Raw genomic sequence first — 26,220 nt, forward strand, 5'->3', positions numbered from 1 at the left:
GGGGGTTACCCCTCGGTAAATGTGACGTCTGGCGCAGACGGGGTACACGATGGACATCCCGACCACTCCGTGGCCCCGTGGGTACCACCGACAGCGAAGGAAGAGCGTGGCTCCCGGATCCGATCGCAACCCGATCATCATTGGCGGCCTTCCCAGCCAGGTCCCGGATTTCGACCCGGAAGAGACCCAGGAATGGCTTGACTCCCTCGACGCGGCCGTCGACGAGCGGGGCCGTGAGCGGGCCCGTTACCTCATGCTCCGGCTCATCGAGCGGGCCCGCGAGAAGCGCGTGGCAGTGCCCGAGATGCGCAGCACGGACTACGTCAACACCATCGCCACCAAGGACGAGCCCTTCTTCCCCGGCAACGAGGAGATCGAGCGCAAGGTCCTCAACGCCACCCGGTGGAACGCGGCCGTGATGGTCTCGCGCGCCCAGCGCCCGGGCATCGGCGTCGGCGGTCACATCGCCACCTTCGCCTCCTCCGCCTCGCTCTACGACGTGGGCTTCAACCACTTCTTCCGCGGCAAGGACGAGGGCGACGGCGGCGACCAGATCTTCTTCCAGGGGCACGCCTCCCCCGGCATCTACGCCCGCGCGTACCTCCTGGACCGGCTCGACGACACGCAGCTCGACGGCTTCCGCCAGGAGAAGTCGAAGTTCCCGAACGGCCTGTCGTCGTACCCGCACCCGCGGCTCATGCCGGACTTCTGGGAGTTCCCGACCGTCTCGATGGGCCTCGGCCCCCTCGGTGCGATCTACCAGGCCCGGATGAACCGGTACATGGAGGCGCGCGGCATCGCCGACACCTCCAAGTCGCACGTCTGGGCCTTCCTCGGCGACGGCGAGATGGACGAGGTCGAGTCGCTCGGCCAGCTCTCCATCGCCGCCCGCGAGGGTCTGGACAACCTGACCTTCGTCGTCAACTGCAACCTCCAGCGCCTCGACGGCCCGGTGCGCGGCAACGGCAAGATCATCCAGGAGCTGGAGTCGATCTTCCGGGGCAACGGCTGGAACGTCATCAAGCTGATCTGGGACCGCTCCTGGGACCCGCTGCTCGCGCAGGACCGCGACGGCATCCTGGTCAACCGGCTGAACACCACCCCGGACGGCCAGTTCCAGACGTACGCGACGGAGACCGGCGGCTACATCCGCGACCACTTCTTCGGCGACGACCACCGCCTGCGGGCGATGGTCGAGGGCATGTCGGACCAGCAGATCCTGCACCTGGGCCGCGGCGGTCACGACCACAAGAAGATCTACGCGGCCTACGCGGCGGCGAAGGCGCACGCCGGCCAGCCGACGGTGATCCTCGCGCAGACCGTCAAGGGCTGGACGCTCGGCCCCAACTTCGAGGGCCGCAACGCGACCCACCAGATGAAGAAGCTGACGGTCGACGACCTCAAGCGCTTCCGCGACCGGCTGCACATCCCGGTGACCGACCGGCAGCTGGAGGACGGCCTGCCGCCGTACTACCACCCGGGCCGGAACTCCGAGGAGATCCAGTACATGCACGACCGCCGCAGCTCGCTGGGCGGTTACGTGCCGACCCGCGTCGTGCGGTCGAAGCCGCTGGTCCTGCCGGACGACAAGACCTACGCGGCCGCGAAGAAGGGCTCCGGGCAGCAGTCGATCGCCACGACGATGGCCTTCGTCCGCATCCTGAAGGACCTCATGCGGGACAAGGAGATCGGCAAGCGGTTCGTGCTGATCGCCCCCGATGAGTACCGCACCTTCGGCATGGACGCCTTCTTCCCGAGCGCCAAGATCTACAACCCGCTCGGCCAGCAGTACGAGGCGGTGGACCGCGAACTCCTCCTCGCCTACAAGGAGTCGCCGACGGGTCAGATGCTCCACGACGGCATCTCCGAGGCCGGCTGCACGGCCTCGCTGATCGCCGCCGGCTCGGCGTACGCCACGCACGGCGAGCCGCTGATCCCGGTCTACGTCTTCTACTCGATGTTCGGTTTCCAGCGGACCGGCGACCAGTTCTGGCAGATGGCCGACCAGCTGGCGCGCGGCTTCGTGCTCGGCGCCACCGCCGGCCGCACCACGCTGACCGGCGAGGGCCTCCAGCACGCCGACGGCCACTCGCAGCTGCTCGCCTCGACCAACCCGGCCTGTGTCGCCTACGACCCGGCGTTCGGTTTCGAGATCGCGCACATCGTCAAGGACGGCCTGCGCCGGATGTACGGCCAGGACGCCGAGGACGTCTTCTACTACCTCACCGTCTACAACGAGCCGATCCAGCACCCGGCCGAGCCGGCGGACGTGGACGTGGAGGGCATCCTCCAGGGCATCCACCGCTTCAAGCCGGCCGAGGCCGGTTCGATCCCGGCGCAGATCATGGCCTCCGGCGTCGCCGTGCCGTGGGCGATCGAGGCGCAGCGGATCCTCGCCGAGGAGTGGAACGTCCGGGCCGACGTCTGGTCCGCGACCTCGTGGACCGAGCTGCGCCGCGAGGCCGTGGCCGTCGAGGAGCACAACCTGCTCCACCCCGACGAGGAGCAGCGCGTCCCGTACGTGACGCGCAAGCTCCAGGGCGCCGAGGGCCCGTTCGTGGCCGTCTCCGACTGGATGCGCTCGGTCCCGGACCAGATCTCCCGCTGGGTCCCCGGCCCGTACACCTCGCTGGGCGCGGACGGCTTCGGCTTCGCGGACACGCGGGGCGCCGCCCGGCGCTACTTCCACATCGACGCCCAGTCGATCGTGCTGTCGGTGCTGACCGAGCTGGCCCGCCAGGGCAAGGTCGACCGCTCGGCCCTGAAGCAGGCCGTGGACCGCTACCAGCTCCTGGACGTGGCGGCCGCCGACCCGGGCGCCGCGGGCGGCGACGCCTGACGGCGGTGAGGGCCTCCTGACGGTCCGTTTCGGCTGGTGAGGGCGGTGGGACCTGGTCCCGCCGCCCTTCGCCGTTCCCTACGATGCCGTTCATGCCCGTCATGAAGCTCCGCTGGGAACAGCGAACCCAGACACCGCTCCTGGTGCTCGCCGTCGCGTTCGGCGTCGCCTACGCGGTGCCGATCGTCGCCCCCGGAGCCCCACCGTGGGTGCACCGGCTGTGCACCCATGTCGAGTGGACCGTCTGGGGGGCCTTCGCGCTGGACTACGTCGTCCGTCTGGGGCTGGCCCCGGCCCGCTGGGCCTTCGTCCGCTCCCACCCGCTGGATCTGCTCGCGGTCCTGCTGCCGATGGTGCAGCCGCTGCGGCTGCTGCGGGTCGTCTCCACGCTCCTCCTCGTGGGCCGGCGGGCCCGGATGGCCCCGCAGATAACGCTCACCACCTATGTGGCGGGCGCGGTGGTCGGGCTGATGATGTTCGGCTCGCTGGCCGTGCTGCACGTCGAGCGGGACGCCCCGGACGGCAACATCAAGACGCTCGGGGACGCGGTCTGGTGGTCGTTCACGACGATGACGACGGTCGGCTACGGCGACCACGCGCCGACGACGGGCCTCGGCCGGGTGCTCGCGGTCGGGCTGATGCTGTCGGGCATCGCCCTGCTCGGTGTCGTCACCGCCAACATCGCGGCCTGGTTCATCGCCCGTTTCGACCGGGACGACGCGGCGGAGCGGCGGCAGACCGAGCTCCTGGAGGAGCTCACCCGCGAGGTGCGCGAGCTGCGGGCTGAGGTCGCGCGGTTGTCGGACGCGGCTCCACGGGAGATCCCCTCGCCCGCCGCGCCTACCGCTCCCACAGTTTGAACGCTCTGACCTCGTAGGGCGCCTGCGGCACCCACGTACCCCCGCGGCCCGGGTAGGTCTCGAACTCGCCCGTCTCCTCGCACTCGGCCGACTGGTACGTCGTCACCGGGCGTCCCGCGCGGTTCGCGAGGGACTGGGCCGAGGTGCCGGCCGGCAGGGCGACGCAGCTGTCGACGTCGGTCGTGGCCAGCTCGTACGTCCACGGCCTCCCCTTGAAGTCGGGCTTGGGCCAGAGGCAGAGCCGGCCTGGCCCGCAGGCGCCGAGGGTCGTGGCCCCCGGTGGGGCGGCGGTCGCGCTCCCCGTCCCCGGCAGCACCAGAAGGACCCCGAGGAGCACCGCCAGAACGCTTTTCGTATGCATGTCTTCAACCCCCGATTCGCCACACTTCACTTCGTCACTCTCCGTAATCACGAGAGTGGCGGAGGTCGACCCCCAACGGAAGAGGGGCCGCCCCCGTTCACGCGAACGGGTGACGGCCCCCTACGGGAACCCCGAGGTCGGAGCGGCGTCAGATGTGGCCGCCGCCCATGCCCGCCTCCGCGTTCTCGCCGCGCTTGGTGAGCGTGGCGACGAGGGCCGCGACGACGGCGACCGCGCCGGCGACGGTGAAGGCCAGGCCCATGCCGTCGAGGAACGTGTCGTGGATGACGTCGGTGACGGTGGCGAACAGGTCGGGGGTCATCCCCGGGGCCTTCGCCATCTCGGCCGGGGCCATGCCGAACTCGGCGGCCTGCTCCAGGCGCGGGTCCGCCGGGACCGGGATGCCGGCCGCGGCCCAGTTGTCCGCGAAGGTGCTCGACACCTTCGCCGACATGACGGCACCGAGCACGGCCGTGCCGAGCGCGCCGCCGACCTGCATGGCGGCCTGCTGGAGGCCGCCCGCGACGCCGGAGAGCTCCAGCGGCGCGTTGCCGACGATGACCTCGGTGGCGCCGACCATGACCGGGGCGAGGCCCAGGCCGAGGAGCGCGAACCAGAGGGACATGACGAGGGTGCCGGTGCCGGCGGAGAGCGTGATCATGCCGAACATCGCGACGGCCGTGCAGACCATGCCGCCGACCAGCGGCACCCGCGGACCGAACTTGGTGATCAGGGCGCCGGCGAGCGGCGAGGAGACGATCATCATCGCGGTCAGCGGGAGCAGGTGCAGACCGGCGTCGATCGGGCCGAGCCCCTTCACGCCCTGGAGGTAGAAGGTGACGAAGAACAGGCCGCCCATGAAGGCGAAGGCCATGAGGACCATGAGGACGACACCGGCCGAGAGCGGCACGGAGCGGAACATGGCCAGCGGGATCAGCGGCTCCTTGACCTTCGTCTCCCAGAAGGCGAAGAGCACGAAGAGCAGCAGCGAACCGCCCAGGCAGCCGAGGGTCTTGCCGCTGCCCCAGCCCCAGTCGGCGCCGGCCTTGATGAGGCTCCAGACGAGCGAGCCCATGGCGCCGGAGAGGAGCAGGATGCCGAGGACGTCGAAGGAGCGCGGCGCGTTCTCGGCGCGGTGGTCCTTGAGGACGAAGAGGCCGAGCAGGAGGGCGACGACGCCGACCGGCACGTTGATGAAGAAGACGGACTGCCAGCTGACGTGCTCGACGAGGAAGCCGCCGAGGATCGGGCCGCCGGCCGTCGAGGCGCCGATGACCATGCCCCAGATGCCGATCGCCATGTTCAGCTTCTCGGCGGGGAAGGTGGCGCGGAGCAGGCCGAGGGCGGCCGGCATCAGCAGGGCGCCGAAGACGCCCTGGAGGACGCGGAAGGCGATGACGGCGCCGATGGAGTCGGAGAGGCCGATCGCGGCGGAGGCGGCGGCGAAGCCCGCGATGCCGATGAGGAAGGTCTGGCGGTGGCCGAAGCGGTCGCCGAGCTTGCCGGCCGTGATCAGGGCGACGGCGAGCGCGAGCAGGTAACCGTTGGTGATCCACTGGAGCTGGTCGAGCGTGGCGCCGAGGTCGGCCTGGATGGCCGGGTTGGCGATGGCGACGATCGTGCCGTCGAGCGCGACCATCATCACGCCCACCGCCACGGCGAACAGAGTGACCCACGGATGACCGCGCAGTCCCTTCGCCGGGACCGGTACCGGTTCCCGGGCGCCCCCCTGATCCTGCGGCGTCTTTTCCATGGTGGTCTGACTAGTCATGCGAAGAGGCTAATGACAGTCACTGACAATTGACAAAGCGATTCACGCGACGGTAACTGTCACGTAGCTCACAGGTACCCTGAGCAGACGAAATGCCTGAAAAGAGGACCCCTGACGTGACCGTGCCCGGCCTGCGCGAGCGGAAGAAGCAGCGCACGCGTGACGCGCTGATCCGGGTGTCCCTGGAGCTCTTCACCACCCACGGGTACGAGCGGACCACCGTCGACGAGATCGTCGACGCCGTCGAGGTCTCGCAGCGCACCTTCTTCCGGTACTTCTCCTCCAAGGAGGAGGTCGCCTTCGCCGTCCAGCAGATGGTGGAGGAGGGCTTCATCGAGGCGCTCCGCGCCCGCCCGGCCGCCGAGGCCCCCCTCGACGCGCTCCGCAACGCCGTCCTCGGCTCCTGGGACACCGTCGGCGAGGCCATCGCCGAGGTCGTCCCCGTCGAACTGCACCTGCGGACCTTCCGGATGATCGAGTCGACGCCCGCGCTGCTCGCCGCCCACCTGCGCCGCTCGACCGAGCTGGAGGAGACGATCGCGGGGATCGTCGCCGAGCGCGAGGACCTGGACGTCGACGCGGACCCGCGCCCCCGGATCGCGGTGGCCGCGTTCAGCGGCGTGATGCGGGTGACCGGCCAGATGTGGGGACGGGGCACGGACCAGAGCCTGGCGGCCATCCGCGCGCTCACCGAGCGCTACCTGGACCACCTCGGCCCGGCGCTCGCACCGCACTGGCGGTAGCGGAGCCCCGCGGCGGACGCGACGGCGGCCCTCACCCACGGTGGCGGCGGCCCTCACCCACGGTGGCGACGGCCCTCACCCACGGTGGCGGCCCTCACCCACGGCGGCGGCCCTGACGGACGGTGGCGCCGACCCGTACGGGCCGTAGCCCCCGGGCCACCCCAAGTAGCCCCGGCGGGGCCGGAGATCACCACGCCCCGTACCCGGCCGGTACCGCTCCGCACTACACCCCCACCGGCGTACCGGCGCACCGGACCACCCCCGTAGGGTGGCCGCCCGTGACCACCGTCGACGCCCCGCTCGCCCCCGCCGTCACGCGCGCGCTCCTCGCGCTCGCCGTGGTGTTCGTGCTGCTCGCGACCACCGGCTGGACGACGATCCGGCACCGGCCCGCGCCGGGCCCGTCCCGCGAGGCCGCCCTCGCCGCCTGGGCGCGCGACCGCGTCGACCACCGTCCGCTGCCCGATCCGGCCGGCGCCGCGGCCGGCGCGGTCGCCGCCTTCTTCGCCCGGCTCGGGCCCGCCGGGGGCCTGCGGCTCGCCCAGCGGCACCCCCTCGTCGTCGGCAACCTCAACGGCGCCCCCGTCGCCCTCCGCTACCGTGCCAACCGGATCACGCTCGCCCAGGCCCTCGCCGCCGAACGCGACCGCGTCGACGACCCCCGGCTCTCCGCGGAGGGCCTCCACGAGGCACGGCGCCGGGTCGACCGCTTCTCCTCGCTCCTCAGCTCCGACCGCCGCATCCTCGCCTTCGACCCGACCGGCCGGGGACGCGCCGCCGAGGTACTCGGCGACCTGGAGCGGGCCCGCCGGGTCTCCGTCGTCGTGCCCGGCGTCGACACGACCCTCCTCACCTTCCAGAAGACCCACGGCCGGTACGCGGCCCCCGTCGGCATGGCCAGGTCGCTGTACGAGGCCGAGCGCCGCGCCGACCCCGCCGCCCGGGTCGCCGTCATCGCCTGGGCCGACTACACCGCGCCCGCCGGGGTCGGCGTCGACGCGATCACCGGGCGGCTCGCCGCCAACGGAGCCGTACGCCTCGTGGACATGGTGACGGCGCTGCCGGGGAACGCGCGCGTGGCGCTGTTCTGCCACAGCTACGGCTCCGTCCTGTGCGGTCTCGCCGCGCCCCGGCTGCCCGCCCGCGTCACGGACCTGGCCGTCGCGGGGAGTCCCGGCATGCGGGTGGAGCACGCCGGGGAGCTCGCCACGCACGCGCGCGTGTGGGCGATGCGGGACGAGGACGACTGGATCGCCGACGTGCCGCACATGGAGGTCGGCGGGGTCGGGCACGGCGCGGACCCGGTCGAACCGGAATTCGGCGCGCGGCTCGTCTCGGCGGCCGGAGCGGTCGGCCACGGCGGCTATTTCGAGCCGGGTACGGACAGTCTCGGCAACTTCGCCGCGATAGGCGTCGGTGCGTTCGATGACGTGATCTGTGCACGTGCCGACAGCGCTTGCCATCGTGGAATATCCGGCGGGGAAGGGCCCTGACGCGCGTAGATCACGGGATTTCCCCCGCAAACGCGGGGGCGACGCAGGGGCACGCGCCGCTTACGATGAGGCGCATGGGTGATGTGCTGGCCGGAATTCATGCCACCTGGGAGTTCGAGAGCGACGCCCTCGTCACCCGCTTCGACCGGGGGAACCGCACGCCGAGGCTCTTCAACGCGCTGCGCGAACGACGCGTACCGCACGAGGCCCTGGCTGCCGTGACGCTCACTCCTGGCAAGCGGGGAACCGTCGTGCTGCACGCGGTGCCGAGGCCCGGAGCGGACCCCCTGATGGAGGCTGCCGCGGGGCAGCTGAAGGAGAGCTGCGACCCGTACCGCCTGGTGCTGCCGGCGGACCGGGAGACGCTCGCCGCGCACTACAGGGACGAGCTGCGGGCGCTCCTCCCCCCGGAGGCCGGCCCGGACGACCGGGCCGACGGCTTCCTCGTCGCCGCGCCCGCCGGACCCCGCTCCTTCAAGACGTACGACGGGCGGGCGCACTTCGACGGCACGGGCGAGGTCGCGTTCCGCTGGTCCTCGACCGGCGCGTCCTCGGAGAAGTGGAAGGCCGGCGACCAGACCTTCTCCGTACGGGAGCTCAGCGGGGTCGAATGGCGCTCGCCGGACATCGTCGACGGGTACCTCCGCCTGCTGCCGCGCGGCGGGGCGGTCCCGGTCGCGCAGCCGGACCGCGACCCCTCCTCGGTCGTCTTCGGCCTCGGGTACGGGCCCGTGCACGAGTCGCTGCCCTTCGCCGCCGCCGTCCTCGCGGCGATCCGCGGCAAGGTCCGCATCCCCGCTCCCTCCCCCGCGCCCGACACGCTCCACGCCGCCGTCCCCGTCCCCGGGGCCGTCGCGGAAAGGATTCGGCACCTCGGTGAACTGCACCAGGCGGGACTGGTGACGGACGAGGAGTTCTCGACGAAGAAGGCGGAACTGCTCGCCGAGCTGTGAGCGACCCGAGGGAGGCCGACGTCATACCCGGGTAGCGGGTCCCACGGCCCACCCCGGTATGACGTCGACGGCGGGTCCCGCTGCCTACCCTGGGCGGATCATGGCTACCGACCAGCGGCTCACGCCGCGCATCCGCCGGGCGGGCGAGCGGACACGCGCATCGCTCCAGGGGCTCGGGGCGGCACTCACCACCCCGAGCGTCCCCGGCGCGCCCCTGCTCGCCGACGCCTCCTCGCGCTGGGTGCGCCTGCTGCCGTACGGCATCGCGCTCGCCTTCGTCTCGGCGCTGCTCCCCTCCACCGCCACCGTCCTCATCAACGACTACGGCGTCAACGGCGCCCTCGCCGGGGCCCTCGCCACCGCGCAGTCAGCGCCGCTCCTGCTCGCCGTCTCCCGCCCCCTCCAGGCCTGGTGGGTCATCTTCCCGGCCGACGTCCTCGGCGCGCTCGCGATCCTCGGCTCGGACGGCCCCCGGGCGGACCTCTGGCCCTGGACCCCGCCGGTCGTCGTCGGCTACTGCGCCCTGATGCTCGCGCTCGGCCTGCGCGAGCACCGCCGGGCCCTCTTCGGCGTCTGGCTGACGACCGGCGCCACCGGCTTCGTCCTGGAGGTCTTCCGGCCCGCCGGCGACACCAGCCTCCACATCCTGCTGCTCGTCCTCAGCGGCGTCCTGCTCCTGCTCACCTCGGCGGTACGCGCGCGTGGCGACGCGCAGCGGCGGCTCGTCGAGCAGGAGACCATCAGCGAGGCCGAACGCGCCCGGCGCACGCTCCTGGAGGAGCGCGCGCGGATCGCCCGTGAGCTGCACGACGTCGTCGCCCACCACATGTCCGTGATCACCGTGCAGGCCGACTCGGCCCCGTACCGCATCCCGGACCTCCCGGACGCGGCCCGCGAGGAGTTCACCTCCATCGCGGCGAGCGCGCGCGAGTCGCTCGCCGAGATGCGGCGGCTCCTGTCGGTGCTGCGCAGCGAGGGCAGCGAGGGCGAACGGGCCCCTCAGCCGGGCCTGGACCGGGTCCAGCAACTCGTCGAGGCGACCGTACGGGCCGGGGTGCCGGCCGAGCTGTCGCTCGCCGCCGACCTCGGGGACGTCCCGCAGGCCGTGGACCTGTCGGCGTACCGGATCGTGCAGGAGGCCCTCGCCAACGTCGTCCGGCACGCGCCCGGCGCGCCGACCCGGGTCTCCGTGCGGGCCGCGGGCGACGGCTGGCTGACGGTCCTCGTCGTCAACGGCCCGTCCGAGGAGCGGAGTCCCGCGGTCGAGCGGGGCGCGGACGGCACCGGGCACGGGCTCGTCGGGATGCGGGAGCGCGTACGGTTGACGGGCGGCTCGCTCGACACCGGGCCGCTGCCGGACGGCGGATTCCGCGTCGCGGCCCGGCTCCCGCTCCGCCCGGAGGGCGAGGGCACGGACGAGGACGAGAACGAGACCGACTCGAAGGACGAGGGCGACACCCAGTGACCATCCGCGTGATCATCGTTGACGACCAGGCCATGGTGCGGGCCGGCTTCGCCGCCCTCCTCGCCGCCCAGACCGACATCGACGTCGTCGGCGAGGCACCGGACGGCCGTCAGGGCGTGGACGTGGCCCGCTCGGTCCACCCGGACGTCGTCCTCATGGACGTGCGGATGCCGGAGATGGACGGCCTCGCGGCGGCACGCGAGATCCTCCACCCGCCGGCCGGGGTCACCCACCGCCCGAAGGTGCTCATGCTGACCACCTTCGACGTCGACGACTACGTGTACGAGGCGCTGCGCGCCGGTGCCTCCGGCTTCCTCCTGAAGGACGCGCCCCCGGCCGACCTCATCGCGGCGGTACGGGTCGTGGCGGCCGGTGACGCCCTGCTCGCGCCCTCCGTGACCCGCCGGCTCATCGCCGACTTCGCCGCCTCCCGGCCCGCGCCGCGCCGCGACACGGCGGCCCTGCGTCTGAACGGGCTCACCCCGCGCGAGACGGAGGTCCTCCAACTCGTCGCGCGCGGCCTGTCGAACCAGGAGATCGCCGGGCAACTCGTCCTGGCCGAGCAGACGGTGAAGACCCACATCGGGCGGGTCCTCGCCAAACTCGACCTGCGCGACCGCGCGCAGGCGGTGGTCTTCGCGTACGAGTCGGGGCTCGTGACGCCCGGGGAGTGAGCACGCCCCCAGGAGTGACCCCGCCGGGGGATAACCCCACCCGCCGCCTGGGGACGGCCTCTCCTCCACCCCCTACCCCGGTACCGGTCCGAGGTTGGCTCCCCGGTGTGACGTGCCGTCACCCGCCGTCTTCCTACTTTTCCCTCGCCGAGAACGAGCGAGAGAAAAGGGAGGGAGCGACGGATGCGCCGCTTCACGAGGACCCTCACCACCCTGGCCCTGGTCGCCGCCGTGACCGCCGGGACGGCGGGCTGGGCGTCCGGTGACGCCCAGGACCCCGTCACCGGACCTCCCGAGGGGACGGGCGCCTGGCGTGCCGCCGGGTTGCCGGATCCTTGGGCGACGGGGGCCGTCGAGATCGCGCGGTTCTTCGCGGGACTCGATCCCGTACGACAGGAGGAACTGGCGCGGAGGTACCCGACGGTCGTCGGGAACCTGGACGGGGCTCCCCCCGCCCTGCGGTACGCGGCCAACGAGCGCGGCACGCGGGATCGTTTCTCCCAGGACGGGGGCGCGCGGGTGCTCGCCCACGACCCGCGCGGGCGCGGACAGGCCGTCCTCGTCCACGGGGACCTCGCCCGGGCCGAGAACGTCGCCGTGATCGTCCCCGGCTCCGACGTCGACGCCGGCCGGGTCCGGCCGCTCGCCGACATGGCGGCCTCCCTGCACCGCGCCACCGGCGGACGGACGGCCGTCGTCGCCTGGGCCGGGTACACCACCCCCGTCGGCGTCGGCCTCGACGCCGCCACCGGCCGGCTCGCCGAGGCCGGGGCCGAGCGCCTCACCCGCTTCGTCGACGGGCTCGTGGCCGTCCGGCCCGCCGGGGCGGCCCGGCCCTCCGTCTTCTGCCACAGCTACGGCTCCGTCGTCTGCGGCCTCGCGGCCCACGACCTGAAGGCCAAGGACCTCGTCGTCCTCGGTTCCCCCGGCATGCGCGCCGCGAACGTCGCCGCGCTCGGCACCTCCGCCCGCGTCTGGGCCGCGAAGGACCCCACCGACTGGATCGACAGGGTCCCGAACGTCGAACTCGCCGGACTCGGCCACGGCACCGACCCGACCGATCCGGAGTTCGGCGCCCGGCCCGTCCCCGCCGGGGACGCCGACGGCCACGCCGGGTACTTCGCCGCCGGGACGTCCTCCCTGCGCGCGTTCGCCGCGATCGCCGAAGGGGACGTCCGATGACCTCCCTGACGAAGCTGGCCCGCCGGATCGAGTCCTCCACCCCCGCCCACCGCGACCGCGCCGTCGACGGCCTCCGCGCCCTCGCGCTGCTCGCCGTCCCCACCGGGCACTGGCTCCTCGGCGGCTTCACCCTCTCCTCCGACGGCGCGATCCACAACGCCAGCCCGCTCGGGACCTTCGCCGCCCTCGCCCCCGCCAGCTGGTTCCTCCAGATGCTCGGGATCTTCTTCCTCGTCGGCGGCTACGCCTCCGTCCTCTCCTACCGGCGCCGCAAGGGCTCCACGCGCGCGTGGCTCGGCGGCCGCCTCGCCCGGCTCGGCCGGCCCGTCCTCGGCGTCACCGCCGTCTGGGCCGCCCTGCTCCCCCTGCTCCACTTCGGGTTCGGCGTCCCCGTCGACACCCTGCGCACGGCGTCCACGCTCGTCATCCAGCCACTCTGGTTCGTCGGCGTCTACACCGTCGTCACCGCGCTCACCCCGTACTGCGTCCGCGCCGCCCGCCGTCTCGGCGTCTGGGCCGCCGCGCCGCTCCTCGGCTCCGTCGCCGTCGTCGACTTCCTGCGGTACGGGCCGTACGCCGACGCCGTGCCGTCCTGGCTCAGCCTCCTGAACATCCTGCCCGGCTGGCTCTTCGCCTACCAGCTCGGCGTCTCCTGGGGCGAGGGCCGCGTCACCCGGCGCCACGCCTGGGCCCTGCTGCTCGGCGGGACCGCGCTCTTCGCCGCCCTCCTGCTCCAGTTCGGCTACCCGGCGTCCATGGTCGGCGTCCCCGGCGAGGCCCGCACCAACTCGCACCCGCCGTCGCTGCTCGTCCTCGCCCTCGCCGCCGCGCAGAGCGGCGCCGCGATCCTGCTCCGCGACCGGATCGGCGGGCTCCTGAAGCGGCCCGCGCTCTGGGCGCCGGTCGTGATCGTCAACCTGTCCGCCATGACGATCCTGTGCTGGCACCAGACGGCGATGCTCGCCGCCGCGATCCCCGCCTCGTACGCCGGGGAGGTCCCCGGACTCGTCGGCGCCCCCGACTCGGCCGGCTGGATCCTCGCCCGCCTCGCCTGGATGCCGGTCTTCGCCGGTCTCCTCGTCCTCGTCGGGCGGTACGCGCGCGGCTTCGAGTCCCCCTGGGCGAAGGCCGGCCGGACCCGCCGCGTCCTCGCGGGCGTGCTCGCGGCGGGGTTCGGGGCCTTCGCCCTGGGGCTCGCGTGAATCCCCCCGAGCGGGGTTCAGACCTCGCGGGCCGCCGACGTGAGGCTCATGTCCGGGTAGCGGTCGCCCGCCACCAGGCCCGCGATCGGCTCCAGTTCGGCCAGCTCCTCCGGGGTGAGGGTGATCCGGGTCGCGGCGGCGTTCTCCAGGAGGCGGGAGCGCTTGCGGGTGCCGGGGATCGGGACGACCGTCAGGCCGTGCACCGCCGCCCGCTGCTGCACCCAGGCCAGCGCGACCTGCGCCGGGGTCGCCCCGTGGGCCGCCGCGATCTTCCGTACCGGGTCGAGGAGGGTGGCGTTCCGCTCCGCGTTCTCGCCGGTGAACCGGGGCTGGTACTGGCGGAAGTCGCTGCTCGACAGGTCCTTCCCGGCGTCCGCGAACGCCCCGCTCAGGAAGCCGCGGCCGAGCGGCGAGTACGGCACGAAGGTCACGCCGAGCTCGGCGGCGGCGCCGACCGCGCTGCGCTCCACGTCCCGCGAGAAGAGCGACCACTCCGACTGGAGGGCGGCGATCGGGTGCACGGCGTACGCCTCGCGCAGCTCGGGCCCGGTGACCTCGCTCAGCCCGAGGAAGCGGACCTTCCCCTCCTGGACGAGCTCCGCCATGGCGCCGACCGAATCGGCGAAGGGGATCTCCGGGTCCCGGCGGTGCATGTAGTAGAGGTCGATCGTCTCGACGCCGAGGCGTCGCAGGCTGCCCTCCGCCGCCCGCTTGATGTAGGCGGGGTCGTTGCGGACGCCGCGGTAGGCGCGGTCGTCCGGGCGCCGCTCGATGGCGAACTTGGTGGCGAGGGTGACCTCGTCGCGACGGGCGGCGAGGAAGGGCGCGAGGAACTCCTCGTTGGCGCCGCTGCCGTAGATGTCGGCGGTGTCGATCAGGGTGACGCCGGCCTCCAGGGCCGCGTCGAGGGTGTCGCGGGCCGCGGCCTCGTCGGTGTCCCCGTAGAACTCGCTGATGCCCATGGCGCCGAAGCCCTGGACGCCGATCTCGGGGCCGTCCTGGTCCTCGGCTCCGAGGCGTACGGTGTCGATCCTGGTCACGCTGGTCATGAAGGTGTGCCTCCGCATGCGGTCCCGTGGTTCCCGTAATGGCTGATCTTGATGTCGAGCACGGCGAGCGTGTCCTGCAGCTCGGAGATCCGGCCGAGGACGTCGCGCCGGGTGGCCTCCAGGAGCTCCCGGCGTTCGTCCCGGGTGTGGTCGCCCTCGCGCACCAGCTCGGCGTACCGGACCATGTCGGCGACCGGCATCCCGGTCAGCCTCAGCTTGCCGACGAAGGCGAGCCAGTCGAGGTCCCGCTCGGTGAAGCGGCGCTGCCCGGTGTGCGAACGGTCGACGTGCGGCATGAGGCCGATCCGCTCGTACCAGCGCAGGGTGTGCGCGGTGAGCCCGGTGATGGCGGCCACCTCACTGATCGTGTAGCGGTCCTTCCCGGCAAGCCCGGTCGTGCTCTCGATCACGCTCATGGGTCCCACGCTAAAAGGTTGGAGTGCACTCCAAGCAAGTAGGACCGGCCTCGGGTGGAGCAAGTAGGCTCGGCCCCATGGAGAGCAGCAGCGTGCCGGGCCTCGCGTCGACCCTGGCCTTGATCGAGAACTGGCCCGTCCCCACCGCGGCGGCGGCCGTCGTCCGTGCCGACGGCACCCTCGCCGGGTCGCACGGTCCCACCTCGCGGCGCTTCCCGCTCGCCTCCGTCACCAAGCCGCTCGCGGCGTACGCCGTCCTCGTCGCGTACGAGGAGGGGGCGATCGACCTCGACGAGCCGGCCGGGCCCGAGGGCTCGACCGTCCGCCACCTGCTCGCCCACACCTCGGGGCTCGCCTTCGACGAGAACCGGGTCATGGCGGCCCCCGGCACCCGCCGGATCTACTCGAACACCGGCTTCGAGGCGCTCGGCGACCACGTCGCCAAGGCGACCGACATCCCCTTCGCCGAGTACCTGCACCAGGCCGTCCTTGAGCCGCTCGGCATGGCGTCGACGACGCTGGAGGGCTCGCCCGCGAAGGACGGCGTGTCGACCGTCGACGACCTGGTCCGCTTCGCCGCCGAGGTGCAGGCGCCCCGGCTGCTCGACGCCCGGACCGTCCTGGACGCCATGACCGTCACGTACCCCGGCCTGACCGGCATCCTGCCCGGCTACGGGCACCAGAAGCCGAACGACTGGGGGCTCGGCTTCGAGATCCGCGACTCCAAGTCCCCGCACTGGACCGGCGCGACCTCCTCGCCGCGCACCTTCGGGCACTTCGGGCAGGCGGGCACCTTCCTGTGGGTCGACCCGGACGCGCGGGCCGCGTGCGTGGCGCTCACCGACCGGCCCTTCGGGGCGTGGGCGGTCGAGGCCTGGCCGCCGTTCACGGACGCGGTCCTCGCGGGGCTGCGGGGCCTGTAGGGGGCGACTCGCCCCTAGGGGGTGCCCCCGGGCGCTGCCTAGTCGATCTTCCGGCCGTGTTCGCAGGTCGCCGTGGGCAGGGCCCCGTCCGGGCCCGTCACGGTGACCTCGGCGCGGCCGGTGCCGTCCTCCGCGTGGACCGTCGTGCACACCAGCTGGCGCACGGCGGCAGCCGACAGGCCGGTGACCGGGAACGGGGCCCGCAGGAGCAGGAGCCGGCGGTCGTCCGTGCCGCCGGACTCGTCCTCGGAGACGTGCGGGGAACCGGCGCCGCGCGGGAGCGCCGTGGTGAGGCCCGCCGTCACCTCGTCCGGCCGCGGGCCCGCGAGGAGCGCGGCGAGGACCTTGTCGGTGGCGACGGGCCCGTGGCCCGAGGGATCGGTACGGGTCGGGTCGGCGAGCCCCGGGCCGCTCCGCACCTCCCCGGACCCGTCGAACGGCAGCCCGCCGCCGCGGACCACCGGCATCGAGGTGCCGTCCGGGCCGACGAAGTACAGCAGCGGCCATTCGTCGGGGATGTTCACCCCGGCGGTCGCGGCGCCGCCCGCCTCGACGACGTCGGTGCCCTGGATGCCGCAGGCGGTGAGCGGCAGCAGCAGCCCGCACAGGGACGCGGTCACGCGGGCGCGGCGGCTCACAGCGGCATCCGTACGGTGAAGACGGCGCCGCCGGCGGGGTGGTTGGCGGCCTCCACGGTGCCTCCGTGCAGACGTACGTTCTCCAGCGTGATCGCCAGTCCGAGGCCGCTGCCCGCCGAGCGGGTACGGGCCGGGTCGGCCTTGTAGAAGCGGTCGAAGACGTGCGGCAGGACGTCCGGGTGGATGCCAGGGCCCCGGTCGGCGACCTCGGTCACGACGTGGTCCCCCGCCGCGTACACCCGTACCGTCACCGGGGCGCCGCCGTGCCGCAGCGCGTTGCCGACGAGGTTGGCGACGACGACGTCGAAGCGGCGCGGGTCGAGGCGCGCGCGGATGCCGGGGGCGAGCTCCTGGACGACGGTGGCGGGGTCGGTCCAGTGCCGGTTCCTGAGCGTCATGCGGACGCAGTCGGCGACGTCGAGCTCGTCGGTGTGGAGCTCGGCGGCGCGCGCGTCGAAGCGCGAGATCTCCATCAGGTCCTCCACGAGCACGGCGAGGCGGCCGGTCTCCGCGCTGATCAGGCGGACGGCGCGGGCGGTGTCGCTGCCGAGGGTGCCGGAGTCGGCGTCCTCGTCGAGGACCTCGGTGACGGCGAGCATCCCGGCCAGCGGGGTGCGGAGTTCGTGGGAGACGTCGGAGGCGAAGCGGCGGGCGCGGGCCTCGGCCTCGCGGAGCTCGGTGACGGACCGTTCGAGGGCGGCGGCGGACTCGTTGAACGTCCGGGCCAGGTCGGCGAGTTCGTCGCGGCCCTTGGAGTGGATGCGGGTGTCGAGGCGGCCGGCGCCCATGCTGTGGGCCGCGTGGCGCAGCTCCCGCACCGGGCGCAGGACCCCTCGCGCGGCGAGGAGCGCGGGGATCAGGGCGACGGCGAGGGCGGGCAGCGCGCCGTCGCGGGCGGCGGCGACCATCGCCTCGATGTTCGCCTCCTCCTCGTCGAGCTCCATGACCGCGTAGACGACGAGTCCGGTGGGCTGGGCCGTCCCCCGGGGCGAGTGCCGGAAGACGGCGGGGACGGCCATCGTCAGGTACGGCGTCCCGTTCTTGACGACCCGCTGGAAGCTGCCGTGCGGGGTGGCGTCCCGATCGGTCGCGCGGGCCCTGAGCTCGGGGGTGATGACCGAGGAGCCGGGGCGGTCGGTGGAGGAGACGCGCAGGGTGCCGTACTCGGCGTACACCCGCCACGGGCGGGGCTTGCCCTGGCGGGCGATCTGGAGGGCCATGTCGCGCAGGTCCTCGCCGCTGGGCGGCAGGTTGACGGTGAAAGCGTCGACCTGCTCGCGGAAGGCGGAGACGGCGGTGTCCTGGGTCTGCTCCAGGATGGCGCTGCGGGCCGCCCGGTAGGTGAGCGCGGCGGTGGTGCCGCAGCCGACGGCGGCGACGAGCAGGAACGCGAGGACGAGCCGGGTGCGGAGGCCGAAGGGGTGGGGGCGCAGACGAGGGGCGCGGGCCCTCCTCCGGCGGCCCGCGGCCGGGACCGCCGCGGGGTCCTCCGCGGGGGCCGCCGGGGCCACGCACGTCTTCACAGCGGTCCGAAGCGGTAGCCGAACCCGCGCAGGGTCTGGATGTAGCGGGGCTCGCCGGGGTCCTCGATCTTGTTCCGCAGGCGGCGGACGCAGGCGTCGACCAGCCGGGCGTCGCCGTGGTAGCTGTGCTCCCAGATGTGTTCGAGGAGCTGCTGGCGGCTGAAGACCTGCTCGGGCGCGGCCGACAGGTGGAGCAGCAGCTTCAGCTCGGAGGGGGCGAGGGCGACGCGTTCGCCGGACTTGGCGACGGTGAGTCCGGCCCGGTCGACGGCGAGTTCGCCGTGGAACTCGACGGCCGGGCGGCCCCCGCCGGGCTCCTCGATGCGCCGCAGGACGGCCCGGATGCGGGCCTCGATGACCTCGGTGCGGGCGGGCTTGACGATGTAGTCGTCGGCACCGGCCTCCAGGCCGACGACGACGTCGAAGTCGTCGCCGCGCGCGGTCAGCATGATGATCGGGAGCTGGCTGTCCTCGCGGACCCGGCGGCAGACCTGGACGCCGTTCATGCCCGGGAGCATCAGGTCCAGGAGGAGCAGGTCGGGACGGAACTCGTCGAGCGCGGCGAGTCCGGCCTCGCCGGTGGCGGCGGTCCGCACCTCGTGCCCGCGGCGCCGCAGCCCGAGCTCGACCCCTTCGCGGACGGAGGGGTCGTCTTCTATGAGGAGCACGCGGGGCATGGAGGGAGTATCCCAAGGTCGGTGCGGACGGCTGAGGGGGAGGGGGAGGTAGCCGGGGAGGTCAGGTGCGGTGGAGCCGTGCCCTGGCCGCGCCGACGAGTGACTGGACCTCGGTGAGGCGGAGGGGGCGGGCCAGGGCGGCGAAGGCGGCCACGACCGTGAGCCCGCCGGCGAGGCCGGCCAGGACCGCGCCGGCCCGGGCGCCCGTGAACGGGCCGGCCGCCGTGACCGTGAGGTCGGTGACGAAGAGGGCGTATCCGGTGGCGGGGACGGCCACGATCAGGAGGCGCCCGAGGGCTCGGCCCGCGCCCCCTTCGCTCGCAAGGCCCGCGCCCCCTTCGCTCGCGCGGTCGGCGGACCCTTCGCTCGCGCGGTCGGCGGACCCGAGCCGCCTCCGGAGGACGTACGCCGTGAGGCCCCAGCCCGCCCACAGCGCCAGCGAGTACCCCGCCGCCATCCCGGCGACGGCCCAGTGGCGCGGGAGCCAGTGGTACGCGGCCAGGGAGAGGCCCGCGTTGAGGCCGGCGATCACGAGGTTGAGCAGGAACGGGGTGCGGGTGTCCCGGAGGGCGTAGAAGGCGCGGGTGCACACGTACTGCCCGGAGAACGCGACGAGTCCGGGCGCGAAGGCGACAAGGATCCAGGACATCACGCGGATGTCGGCGGCGCCGGTCCTCCCGTACCCGAAGACGACCGTCATCAGGGGGACGGCGAGGGCGAAGAGGGCGCAGGCGGCGGGGACGACCGCCGCGGCGCTCGTCCGCTGCGCGTAGGCGACGTCCCGGCGGACGGCCGCGAGGTCGCCGTCGGCGGCGGCGCCGCTCATGCGGGGCAGCAGGGCCGTGACGAGGGAGACGGTGACGATGCCGTGCGGGACGGCCCACAGGAGGTAGGCGTTGTTGTACGCGGCGAGGCCGCCCCCGCTCACGGTGGAACCCGCCGAGGTGGCGAGCAGGGTCGTCACCCAGTACGCGGCCTGGTTGGTGAGGACGAGCAGGACGAGCCAGCCGGCCGAGCGCAGCGGGGCGGCGAGGCCGCTGCCGCGCCAGTCGAGGCGGGGGCGCCAGCGGAAGCCGGCGGCGCGCAGCGAGGGCACGAGGGCGAGGGCCTGGACCGCGATGCCGGCGGTGGTGCCCCAGCCGAGGAGCGCGGTCTCGCCGGGGGTGAGTCCGCCGCCGTCGGAGACGAGGAGGAAGAGGCCGAAGACGGCGACGACGACCACGTTGTTGAGGACCGGGGTCCACATCATGGCGCCGAACCGGCCGCGGGCGTTGAGGACTTGCCCGAGGAGGGTGAAGAGGCCGAGGAAGAGGATCTGCGGCAGGCAGGCGCGGGCGAAGGCGATCGTCGTCTCGCGCCTCTCGCCCGCGTAGTCGGTGTACGCGTCGACGATCCCGGGCGCTGCGAGGACGGCGAGGGCCGTGAGGACGGCGAGGGCGAGCGCGCAGAGGGTGAGGAGGCGGTCGGTGTAGGCGACGCCGCCGTCCTCGTGCTCCTTGGCGGCCTTGACCAGTTCGGGGACGAAGACGGCGTTGAGGGCGCCGCCGAGGAGCAGCGTGTAGACGATGGTGGGGACGGAGTTGCCGACCGCGTAGCCGTCGGCGACGTAGCCGGCGCCGAGGGCGGCGGCGACGACGGCGGCGCGGACGAAGCCGGTGGCGCGGGAGACGAGCGAGCCGGAGGCCATGAGGGCGCCGGAGCGCAGCGCGGAGGGGGTCTTCCTGTGCGGTTTCGGGGCCGTGAGCGTGGCCGTCATCGGCGGGCCAGGTAGGCCTGGAAGGCGCGGTACAGCGCCCCGTTCGTCGTTCCCTGCATCGGCGTCTCCCACTCCCCCAGCGTCTCTACGACCTGGCCGCCCGTGCCGAGCTTCCAGCGGAGCAGCCCGTGGGCGCGGTCGTCCGGATCGAGGGTGGAGGGTACCCCGCGCAGGTCGTAGACGGCGGCGCCGGAGGCGTGGGCGTCGAGGAGCATGCGCCACTGGAGGGCGTTGGAGGGGCGGACCTCGCGGCGGTGGTCGGCGGAGGCGCCGGTCTGGTACCAGACCCGTCCGCCGACGGTGACCATGGTGTGGGCGGCGAGGATCTCGCCCTCGTGGCGGGCGAGGTAGAGCTTCATCCGGCCGGGGTGTTCGGCGTTGAGGACGGCGTACTGGCGCTCGTAGTACGCGAGGGAGCGGCCGAGGCGGAAGCCGTCGCGCTCCTCGGTGACGCGGAGCAGGCGGTAGAACTCGGGGAGGTCGGCGGCGGAGCCGACGGTGATCTCGACGCCGGACTTGCGGGCCTTGCGGACGTTGCGCCGCCACTCCTGGTTGAGTCCGGACCACAGGTCGTCGGTGGAGCGGCCGGTCAGCGGGACCTGGAAGACGTGGCGGGGCTGGGCGTCGGCGCCGTCCTCGGAGTCGCCGCCGCACTTGCGCCAGCCGCGGGCGCGCAGGCGCTCGGCGACGACGGTGCCGAGGGGGTCGACCTCGTCGGCGAGGACGTCGGCGAGCCGGCGGCCGGGTCCTGCGGCGGCCTTGGCGGTGGCGGCGTTCCAGCGGCGGTACGCGGGCCCGGGCCCGATGCGCACGGCGAAGGCGCCCGCGGCCCGCAGGTGGCCGAGGAGCGGGGAGAGCCAGCCGTCGAGGTCGGGGTCGGACCAGTCGGCGACGGGGCCCTCGGGGAGGTAGGCGAAGTACTTGCGGGTGCCGGGGAAGGGGCGGAGGAGGACGAGGGCGACACCGGTGAGCGCTCCGGACTCGGGCCCCCAGCCGAGGAGTTGGTGGCTCCAGCCGCCCTTGACCCGCGCCCAGGCGGGGAGTTGGAGGAAGCTGGGGCCCTCGGCGCCGGTGGCGCGGCGGGCGAGGAACGCGCGGTACGTCTCGGGGGACACGGGACCGAGCCGGACCGGGCCCGCGGGGGCGACGGGGGCACGGCGGTCGGTGGGTGCGGCCGTCACGAGCAGCGCTGACACAACGGGGGCCTCCTGGTTCCGCCCCTCGGGGTGGGGGCGCACAGCAGGCTCACAGCCGAATGCGACGGAGCCGCGCGGTCAATGTGACCGGACCGTGACCGTTCCGCCGCAGCCCCCGTCACATGGGGTTTCCGGCGCGCGGGAACGGCCGGGGCGGCCTACAGTCCGGGCATCCCCCTCTTCTCGCCCACCCCTCTCCTGCTCCGGAGGTCCTTCGTGCTGCCCCTGCGCGCGTCCCGTTCCACCCTGTCGGCCGTCGCCCTCGCCGTCTCGCTCACCGCGTGCTCGGCGCAGGCGGCGAGCGGGCCCGGGGGCTCCCCGTCGTCGCCGTCCACGGGTGCTCCGGCGGCCGGTCCGGTGAAGGTGGCCGTCGTGGACAGGGCGGCCGGCCGGCCCGTCTCCGTGACGGCGTCGGGCGGCACCCTGGCCTCCGTGAAGGTCGCCGACGAGGACGGTGTCGTCCTCACGGGCCGTACGGGCGCGGGCGGTTCGCGGTGGACGTCGGACCGCAGGGCCGCTCCGGGGACCTCGTACACGGTGGAGGTGGTCTCCCGGGCCGCCGACGGCGCGGAGTCGACGACGCGGTCCTCCTTCGTGACGCCCGAGCCGAAGGCGGTCAACAAGCTGACCCTCGCGCCCGGGAAGAACACGACGGTGGGGATCGCGCACCCGCTGTCGATCGTCTTCGACCTTCCGGTGACACGGAAGGCTGACGTGGAGCGGCAGTTGAAGGTCACCACCTCCAACGCGACCGAGGGGTCCTGGGGCTGGGTGAAGGACTGGTCGGGCCGCGACCGCGTCGACTGGCGGCCCCGGGAGTACTGGAAGCCCGGCACGGAGGTCACGCTCGAAGCCGACCTGAACGGCACGGACTCGGGCGGCGGCTGGTTCGTCCGGGACTACCGCACCGGCTTCACCGTCGGCGCCGCCCAGGTCGTCGAGGTCGACCTGGACCGGCAGCGGCTGACCCTGGAGCGGGACGGGCGGCCGGTCCGCACGATCCCGGTCTCCGGCGGCACGCCGGGCGGGGACAAGCGGTCCTGGCGGGGGACGGCGGTCGTGATGGCGAAGGAGGGCACGATCAACATGAACTCGGAGACCGTGGGCCTCGGCGACGCCTACGACAAGATGGTCGACTACTCGGTACGGCTGACCTGGTCGGGGATGTACGCGCACGCGGCCCCGTGGAACGCGGCCTACTTCGGCAGGGCCAACAAGAGCTCCGGGTGCATCGGGATGAGCGACGAGGACGCCGCCTCCTTCTACGCCTCCGTGAGGGTCGGCGACCCCGTCGAGATCACCGGCCGCGACACGAAGGGGGTCGTGGCGGAGGGCAACGGCTACGGGGCGTGGAACCTGGGCTGGGAGGCGTGGAAGGCGAAGAGCGCGCTCGCCTGAAGAGCCGGTCGCGGCCTTCCGGGCCCCGCCCGCCCCGGCCTCGGGCCCTCCGGCCCCGGCCCCGGCGGCCCAGGCGCCGCCCGCCCCGGCCCCGGCGCCGGCCGCCCCGGCCTCAGCCGCCCAGGCCCTTGCGCCAGTCCCGCATCTCCCAGACGAGAAGCTCCGCGTCGGCCGTGGCCACGAGGGTGTCCCCCTCGGCATCGGTGATCCGGGCGGCGTCGCCGGGTCCGAGCTCCTCGCCGCCGCCGAGCGTCACCCCGCCCCGTACGACGTGCGCGTACGTGAAGTCGGCGGCCGGCAGGGCGATCCGCTCCCCCGCGCGCGGGCGGTGGACGTGCAGCAGCGCGTCCGCCTCCGGCAGGGCGTACGACCAGGAGCCCGCGCCCCCGCGCACCACCTCGTACGAGGGCTCCCCACCGGGCGCGAGCGGGGCCAGCCACATCTGGACGAAGACCAGGGGCGCGGCGCCGTCGTTGCGCTCGACGTGCCGGACACCGCCGGCGGAGCTGAGCCGCTGGAGCTCGCCGGGGCGGACGAGCGTGGTGTGACCCGTGGTGTCGTGGTGGGTGAGCTCGCCCTCGACGACCCAGGTGACGATCTCGGTGTGGCTGTGCGGGTGCTCGTCGAAGCCCGCACCGGGCGCGAGCCGCTCCTCGTTGCAGGCGAGGAGCGCGCCGAAGCGGAGGTTGTCGGGGTCGTAGTGCGGCCCGAAGGAGAGGGCGTGCCGGGTCTCGATCCCGGCGGCGGGGTCACCCCCGGGGTACCGCTCGCCCGCGCGCTGGATGCGTGTCCGGATACGTGTCACGGGGGTCACCGTAGCCCTCCCCCGACGGCCGGCGTCCGAGGGGAATCAGCCCCGCCCCCGCACGTCGGCGCCCCGATAAGGCAGTCTTGTCCCCGTGCCAGAACCCACGAACGCCGCTCATCCGCACGCCGCGACCCTGAAGCGCCTCGAACAGTCCTCCGGGAGACTCGCCGCCGGCGCCATCGCGCGCATGGACGAGACGCTGCCGTGGTACCGGGCGATGCCGCCCGAGAACCGGTCGTGGATCGGCCTGGTCGCCCAGGCCGGCATCGCCGCGTTCACCGAGTGGTTCCGGCGGCCCGAGACGCCGCAGGCGATCTCGACGGACGTCTTCGGCACCGCGCCCCGCGAGCTGACCAGGGCGATCACCCTGCGCCAGACCGTGGAGATGGTCCGGACGACGATCGAGGTCATGGAGTCGGCGATCGAGGAGGTCGCCGCCCCCGGCGACGAGGCCGTGCTCCGCGAGGCGCTGCTCGTCTACGCCCGGGAGATCGCCTTCGCGACCGCCCAGGTGTACGCGCAGGCCGCCGAGGCCCGGGGCGCGTGGGACGCGCGCCTGGAGTCGCTCGTGGTGAACGCGGTGCTCTCCGGCGAGGCCGACGAGGGCGCCGTCTCGCGGGCCGCCGCGCTCGGCTGGAACTCGCCCGACCACGTCTGCGTGGTCCTCGGCACCGCCCCCGACGGCGACAGCGAGCTGACGGTCGAGGCGATCCGCCGGGCCGCCCGGCACGCGAAGCTCCAGGTCCTCACCGGCGTCCTCGGGAACCGTCTCGTCGTCATCGCCGGCGGCAACGACAACCCGCTCGCGGTGGCGAAGTCCCTGATCGGGCCGTACGCGGCCGGTCCGGTCGTGGCCGGTCCCGTCGTCCCCGACCTGCTCGCCGCGACCCGCTCCGCGCAGGCCGCCGCGGCCGGTCTCAAGGCCTGCTCGGCGTGGCAGGACGCGCCGCGGCCCGTCCTGGCGGACGATCTCCTCCCGGAGCGCGCCATCGCCTCCGACCCTTCGGCGCGCGAGCAGCTGGTGGAGGAGATCTACAGACCACTGGAGGAGGCGGGCTCGGCGCTCCTGGAGACGCTGAGTGTCTACCTGGAGCAGGCGAGCAGCCTGGAGGGCGCCGCCCGGATGCTCTTCGTGCACCCGAACACCGTGCGCTACCGGCTCCGACGTGTGACCGACGTCACCGGCTGGTCGCCCTCCGACGTCCGCTCGGCGTTCACGCTCCGGATCGCCCTCATTCTGGGACGCTTGGCCGACGCGGATCCCCAGTCCTAGACTTTTGTCGAAGACCAACAATTCCCCCGACGGTTCTTCGTCCTTGTCCCCACGGGCGCCGGGAGCCGTCCGCAAGAGAGAGTGTGAGGGTGCTCGTACTCGTCGCTCCCGGCCAAGGCGCTCAGACGCCCGGCTTCCTGACTCCCTGGCTCGACCTCCCCGGCGCCGCCGACCGCATCGCGGCCTGGTCGGACGCCATCGGGCTCGACCTCGTCCACTACGGCACGAAGGCGGACGCGGACGAGATCCGTGACACCGCCGTGGCACAGCCGCTGCTCGTCGCCGCCGGCCTGCTCTCGGCCGCGGCCCTCGGTGACGTCACCCCCGGCGCCGTCGCCGGTCACAGCGTCGGCGAGTTCACCGCCGCCGCGTTCGCGGGCGTCCTCGACGACACCGCCGCCCTGCGCCTCGTACGCACCCGTGGGCTCGCGATGGCCGAGGCCGCCGCGATCACCCCGACCGGGATGTCGGCCCTGCTCGGCGGCGACCCCGAGGTGACCGTCCCGCACCTGGAGAAGCTCGGCCTGACCGCCGCCAACGTGAACGGCGCGGGCCAGATCGTGGCCGCCGGCACGCTGGAGCAGCTCGCGGCCCTGGACGCGGACAAGCCCGAGGGCGTCCGCCGGGTCGTGGCGCTCAAGGTCGCCGGAGCCTTCCACACGCACCACATGGCGCCCGCCGTCGCGAAGCTCCAGGAGGCGGCCGCCGAGCTGTCCCCGGCGGAGCCGTCCGTGCGGTACGTCTCCAACAAGGACGGGCAGGTCGTCGCCGATGGCGCCGATGTCCTCTCGCGCCTGGTCGGCCAGGTCGCCAGTCCGGTCCGCTGGGACCTGTGCATGGAGACCTTCCAGGAGCTCGGCGCGACCGCGCTGATCGAGGTGTGCCCCGGCGGCACGCTGACCGGTATCGCCAAGCGCGCCCTGCCGGGCGTCGCCACGGTGGCCCTCAAGACTCCCGACGACCTCGACGCGGCCCGTACGCTCATCGCCCAGCACGCGGCCGTCTGAGAAGGAGTGTCGA

General features: G+C 73.6%; 23 protein-coding genes. 13 read left to right on the forward strand and 10 right to left on the reverse strand.

The annotated features are described in order from the left end of the window. Positions 1 to 106 precede the first annotated feature (106 nt). Both aceE and AB0G79_RS09395 read left to right on the forward strand, forming a co-directional pair. Positions 107 to 2,839 carry a pyruvate dehydrogenase (acetyl-transferring), homodimeric type gene (aceE, locus tag AB0G79_RS09390; RefSeq protein ID WP_360802714.1) on the forward strand — a complete coding sequence of 911 codons (2,733 nt, stop codon included), beginning with the start codon at positions 107 to 109 and terminating at the stop codon, positions 2,837 to 2,839. 101 nt (positions 2,840 to 2,940) lie between these two features. Next, the gene (locus AB0G79_RS09395) at positions 2,941 to 3,699 is read left to right on the forward strand and encodes a potassium channel family protein (protein ID WP_360803080.1); all 759 of its coding nucleotides are present in this window, start codon (positions 2,941 to 2,943) and stop codon (positions 3,697 to 3,699) included. On the opposite strand, the gene AB0G79_RS09400 is transcribed toward AB0G79_RS09395, so the two are convergent. Continuing rightward, on the reverse strand, positions 3,680 to 4,060 hold the full coding sequence (locus tag AB0G79_RS09400) for a peptidase inhibitor family I36 protein (RefSeq protein WP_360802717.1): 381 nt from the start codon (positions 4,058 to 4,060) through the stop codon (positions 3,680 to 3,682). The two genes, AB0G79_RS09395 and AB0G79_RS09400, sit on opposite strands and share 20 nt — an antisense overlap. A 148-nt stretch (positions 4,061 to 4,208) precedes the next feature. After that, positions 4,209 to 5,831 (reverse strand): MFS transporter, encoded by a 1,623-nt coding sequence (locus AB0G79_RS09405; RefSeq protein ID WP_360802720.1) that lies wholly within the window; start codon positions 5,829 to 5,831, stop codon positions 4,209 to 4,211. Positions 5,832 to 5,947: 116 nt separating this feature from the next. On the opposite strand from AB0G79_RS09405, the gene AB0G79_RS09410 reads away from it, so the two are divergent. From AB0G79_RS09410 to AB0G79_RS09440, 7 genes are all read left to right on the forward strand, one after another. Then, positions 5,948 to 6,574 carry a TetR family transcriptional regulator gene (locus AB0G79_RS09410; RefSeq protein ID WP_360802723.1) on the forward strand — a complete coding sequence of 209 codons (627 nt, stop codon included), beginning with the start codon at positions 5,948 to 5,950 and terminating at the stop codon, positions 6,572 to 6,574. 278 nt (positions 6,575 to 6,852) lie between these two features. Further along, positions 6,853 to 8,067, forward strand: coding sequence for an alpha/beta hydrolase (locus tag AB0G79_RS09415; RefSeq protein ID WP_360802726.1), 1,215 nt, complete (start codon positions 6,853 to 6,855; stop codon positions 8,065 to 8,067). A gap of 74 nt (positions 8,068 to 8,141) precedes the next feature. Then, positions 8,142 to 9,020, forward strand: a complete 879-nt coding sequence (locus tag AB0G79_RS09420) for a DUF4429 domain-containing protein (RefSeq protein WP_360802729.1) — start codon at positions 8,142 to 8,144, stop codon at positions 9,018 to 9,020. Between the two features lie 100 nt (positions 9,021 to 9,120). Further along, positions 9,121 to 10,485 (forward strand): sensor histidine kinase, encoded by a 1,365-nt coding sequence (locus AB0G79_RS09425; protein WP_360802732.1) that lies wholly within the window; start codon positions 9,121 to 9,123, stop codon positions 10,483 to 10,485. Beyond that, a complete protein-coding gene (locus AB0G79_RS09430; RefSeq protein WP_360802735.1) occupies positions 10,482 to 11,159 on the forward strand; it encodes a response regulator transcription factor in 678 nt (225 codons plus the stop codon). The genes AB0G79_RS09425 and AB0G79_RS09430 overlap by 4 nt, the downstream gene beginning before the upstream one ends. A 183-nt stretch (positions 11,160 to 11,342) precedes the next feature. Continuing rightward, positions 11,343 to 12,341, forward strand: coding sequence for an alpha/beta hydrolase (locus AB0G79_RS09435; RefSeq protein ID WP_360802738.1), 999 nt, complete (start codon positions 11,343 to 11,345; stop codon positions 12,339 to 12,341). Next, complete coding sequence (locus AB0G79_RS09440; protein WP_360802741.1) at positions 12,338 to 13,543, forward strand: acyltransferase; 1,206 nt, start codon at positions 12,338 to 12,340, stop codon at positions 13,541 to 13,543. The genes AB0G79_RS09435 and AB0G79_RS09440 overlap by 4 nt, the downstream gene beginning before the upstream one ends. Positions 13,544 to 13,560: 17 nt before the next feature. On the opposite strand, the gene AB0G79_RS09445 is transcribed toward AB0G79_RS09440, so the two are convergent. Further along, on the reverse strand, positions 13,561 to 14,592 hold the full coding sequence (locus AB0G79_RS09445) for an aldo/keto reductase (RefSeq protein WP_360802744.1): 1,032 nt from the start codon (positions 14,590 to 14,592) through the stop codon (positions 13,561 to 13,563). Further along, the gene (locus AB0G79_RS09450; RefSeq protein WP_360802747.1) at positions 14,589 to 15,008 is read right to left on the reverse strand and encodes a MerR family transcriptional regulator; all 420 of its coding nucleotides are present in this window, start codon (positions 15,006 to 15,008) and stop codon (positions 14,589 to 14,591) included. Before AB0G79_RS09450 ends, AB0G79_RS09445 begins: the two co-directional genes overlap by 4 nt. Positions 15,009 to 15,085: 77 nt before the next feature. Here AB0G79_RS09450 and AB0G79_RS09455 point away from each other — a divergent pair, with 77 nt between their 5' ends. Beyond that, the gene (locus AB0G79_RS09455) at positions 15,086 to 15,931 is read left to right on the forward strand and encodes a serine hydrolase domain-containing protein (RefSeq protein WP_360802750.1); all 846 of its coding nucleotides are present in this window, start codon (positions 15,086 to 15,088) and stop codon (positions 15,929 to 15,931) included. Positions 15,932 to 15,969: 38 nt separating this feature from the next. Here AB0G79_RS09455 and AB0G79_RS09460 read toward each other — a convergent pair whose 3' ends face one another. The 5 genes from AB0G79_RS09460 to AB0G79_RS09480 form a co-directional block, all read right to left on the reverse strand. Next, positions 15,970 to 16,569, reverse strand: a complete 600-nt coding sequence (locus AB0G79_RS09460) for a hypothetical protein (protein ID WP_360802753.1) — start codon at positions 16,567 to 16,569, stop codon at positions 15,970 to 15,972. Further along, positions 16,566 to 18,002, reverse strand: coding sequence for a HAMP domain-containing sensor histidine kinase (locus AB0G79_RS09465; RefSeq protein ID WP_360803083.1), 1,437 nt, complete (start codon positions 18,000 to 18,002; stop codon positions 16,566 to 16,568). The genes AB0G79_RS09460 and AB0G79_RS09465 overlap by 4 nt, the downstream gene beginning before the upstream one ends. A gap of 86 nt (positions 18,003 to 18,088) precedes the next feature. Continuing rightward, on the reverse strand, positions 18,089 to 18,769 hold the full coding sequence (locus AB0G79_RS09470) for a response regulator transcription factor (RefSeq protein ID WP_360802756.1): 681 nt from the start codon (positions 18,767 to 18,769) through the stop codon (positions 18,089 to 18,091). A gap of 61 nt (positions 18,770 to 18,830) precedes the next feature. Continuing rightward, positions 18,831 to 20,525 (reverse strand): murein biosynthesis integral membrane protein MurJ, encoded by a 1,695-nt coding sequence (gene murJ, locus AB0G79_RS09475; RefSeq protein ID WP_360802759.1) that lies wholly within the window; start codon positions 20,523 to 20,525, stop codon positions 18,831 to 18,833. After that, the gene (locus tag AB0G79_RS09480) at positions 20,522 to 21,706 is read right to left on the reverse strand and encodes a peptidoglycan bridge formation glycyltransferase FemA/FemB family protein (protein WP_360803086.1); all 1,185 of its coding nucleotides are present in this window, start codon (positions 21,704 to 21,706) and stop codon (positions 20,522 to 20,524) included. Before AB0G79_RS09480 ends, murJ begins: the two co-directional genes overlap by 4 nt. A 231-nt stretch (positions 21,707 to 21,937) precedes the next feature. Between AB0G79_RS09480 and AB0G79_RS09485 the strand changes: the two genes are divergently transcribed. After that, positions 21,938 to 23,119, forward strand: a complete 1,182-nt coding sequence (locus AB0G79_RS09485; RefSeq protein ID WP_360802762.1) for an Ig-like domain-containing protein — start codon at positions 21,938 to 21,940, stop codon at positions 23,117 to 23,119. 112 nt (positions 23,120 to 23,231) lie between these two features. Here AB0G79_RS09485 and AB0G79_RS09490 read toward each other — a convergent pair whose 3' ends face one another. Beyond that, entirely contained in the window at positions 23,232 to 23,924 is a 693-nt protein-coding gene (locus AB0G79_RS09490) for a pirin family protein (RefSeq protein ID WP_360802765.1), read from the reverse strand. Positions 23,925 to 24,018: 94 nt separating this feature from the next. Between AB0G79_RS09490 and fasR the strand changes: the two genes are divergently transcribed. Together fasR and AB0G79_RS09500 are read left to right on the forward strand one after the other, a co-directional pair. Continuing rightward, positions 24,019 to 25,200 (forward strand): fatty acid biosynthesis transcriptional regulator FasR, encoded by a 1,182-nt coding sequence (fasR, locus tag AB0G79_RS09495; RefSeq protein ID WP_360802768.1) that lies wholly within the window; start codon positions 24,019 to 24,021, stop codon positions 25,198 to 25,200. 89 nt (positions 25,201 to 25,289) lie between these two features. After that, the gene (locus tag AB0G79_RS09500) at positions 25,290 to 26,207 is read left to right on the forward strand and encodes an ACP S-malonyltransferase (RefSeq protein ID WP_360802771.1); all 918 of its coding nucleotides are present in this window, start codon (positions 25,290 to 25,292) and stop codon (positions 26,205 to 26,207) included. The last annotated feature ends 13 nt before the right edge of the window (positions 26,208 to 26,220 follow it).

This window comes from Streptomyces sp. NPDC020807 (assembly GCF_040641575.1).
Lineage (GTDB): Bacteria > Actinomycetota > Actinomycetes > Streptomycetales > Streptomycetaceae > Streptomyces.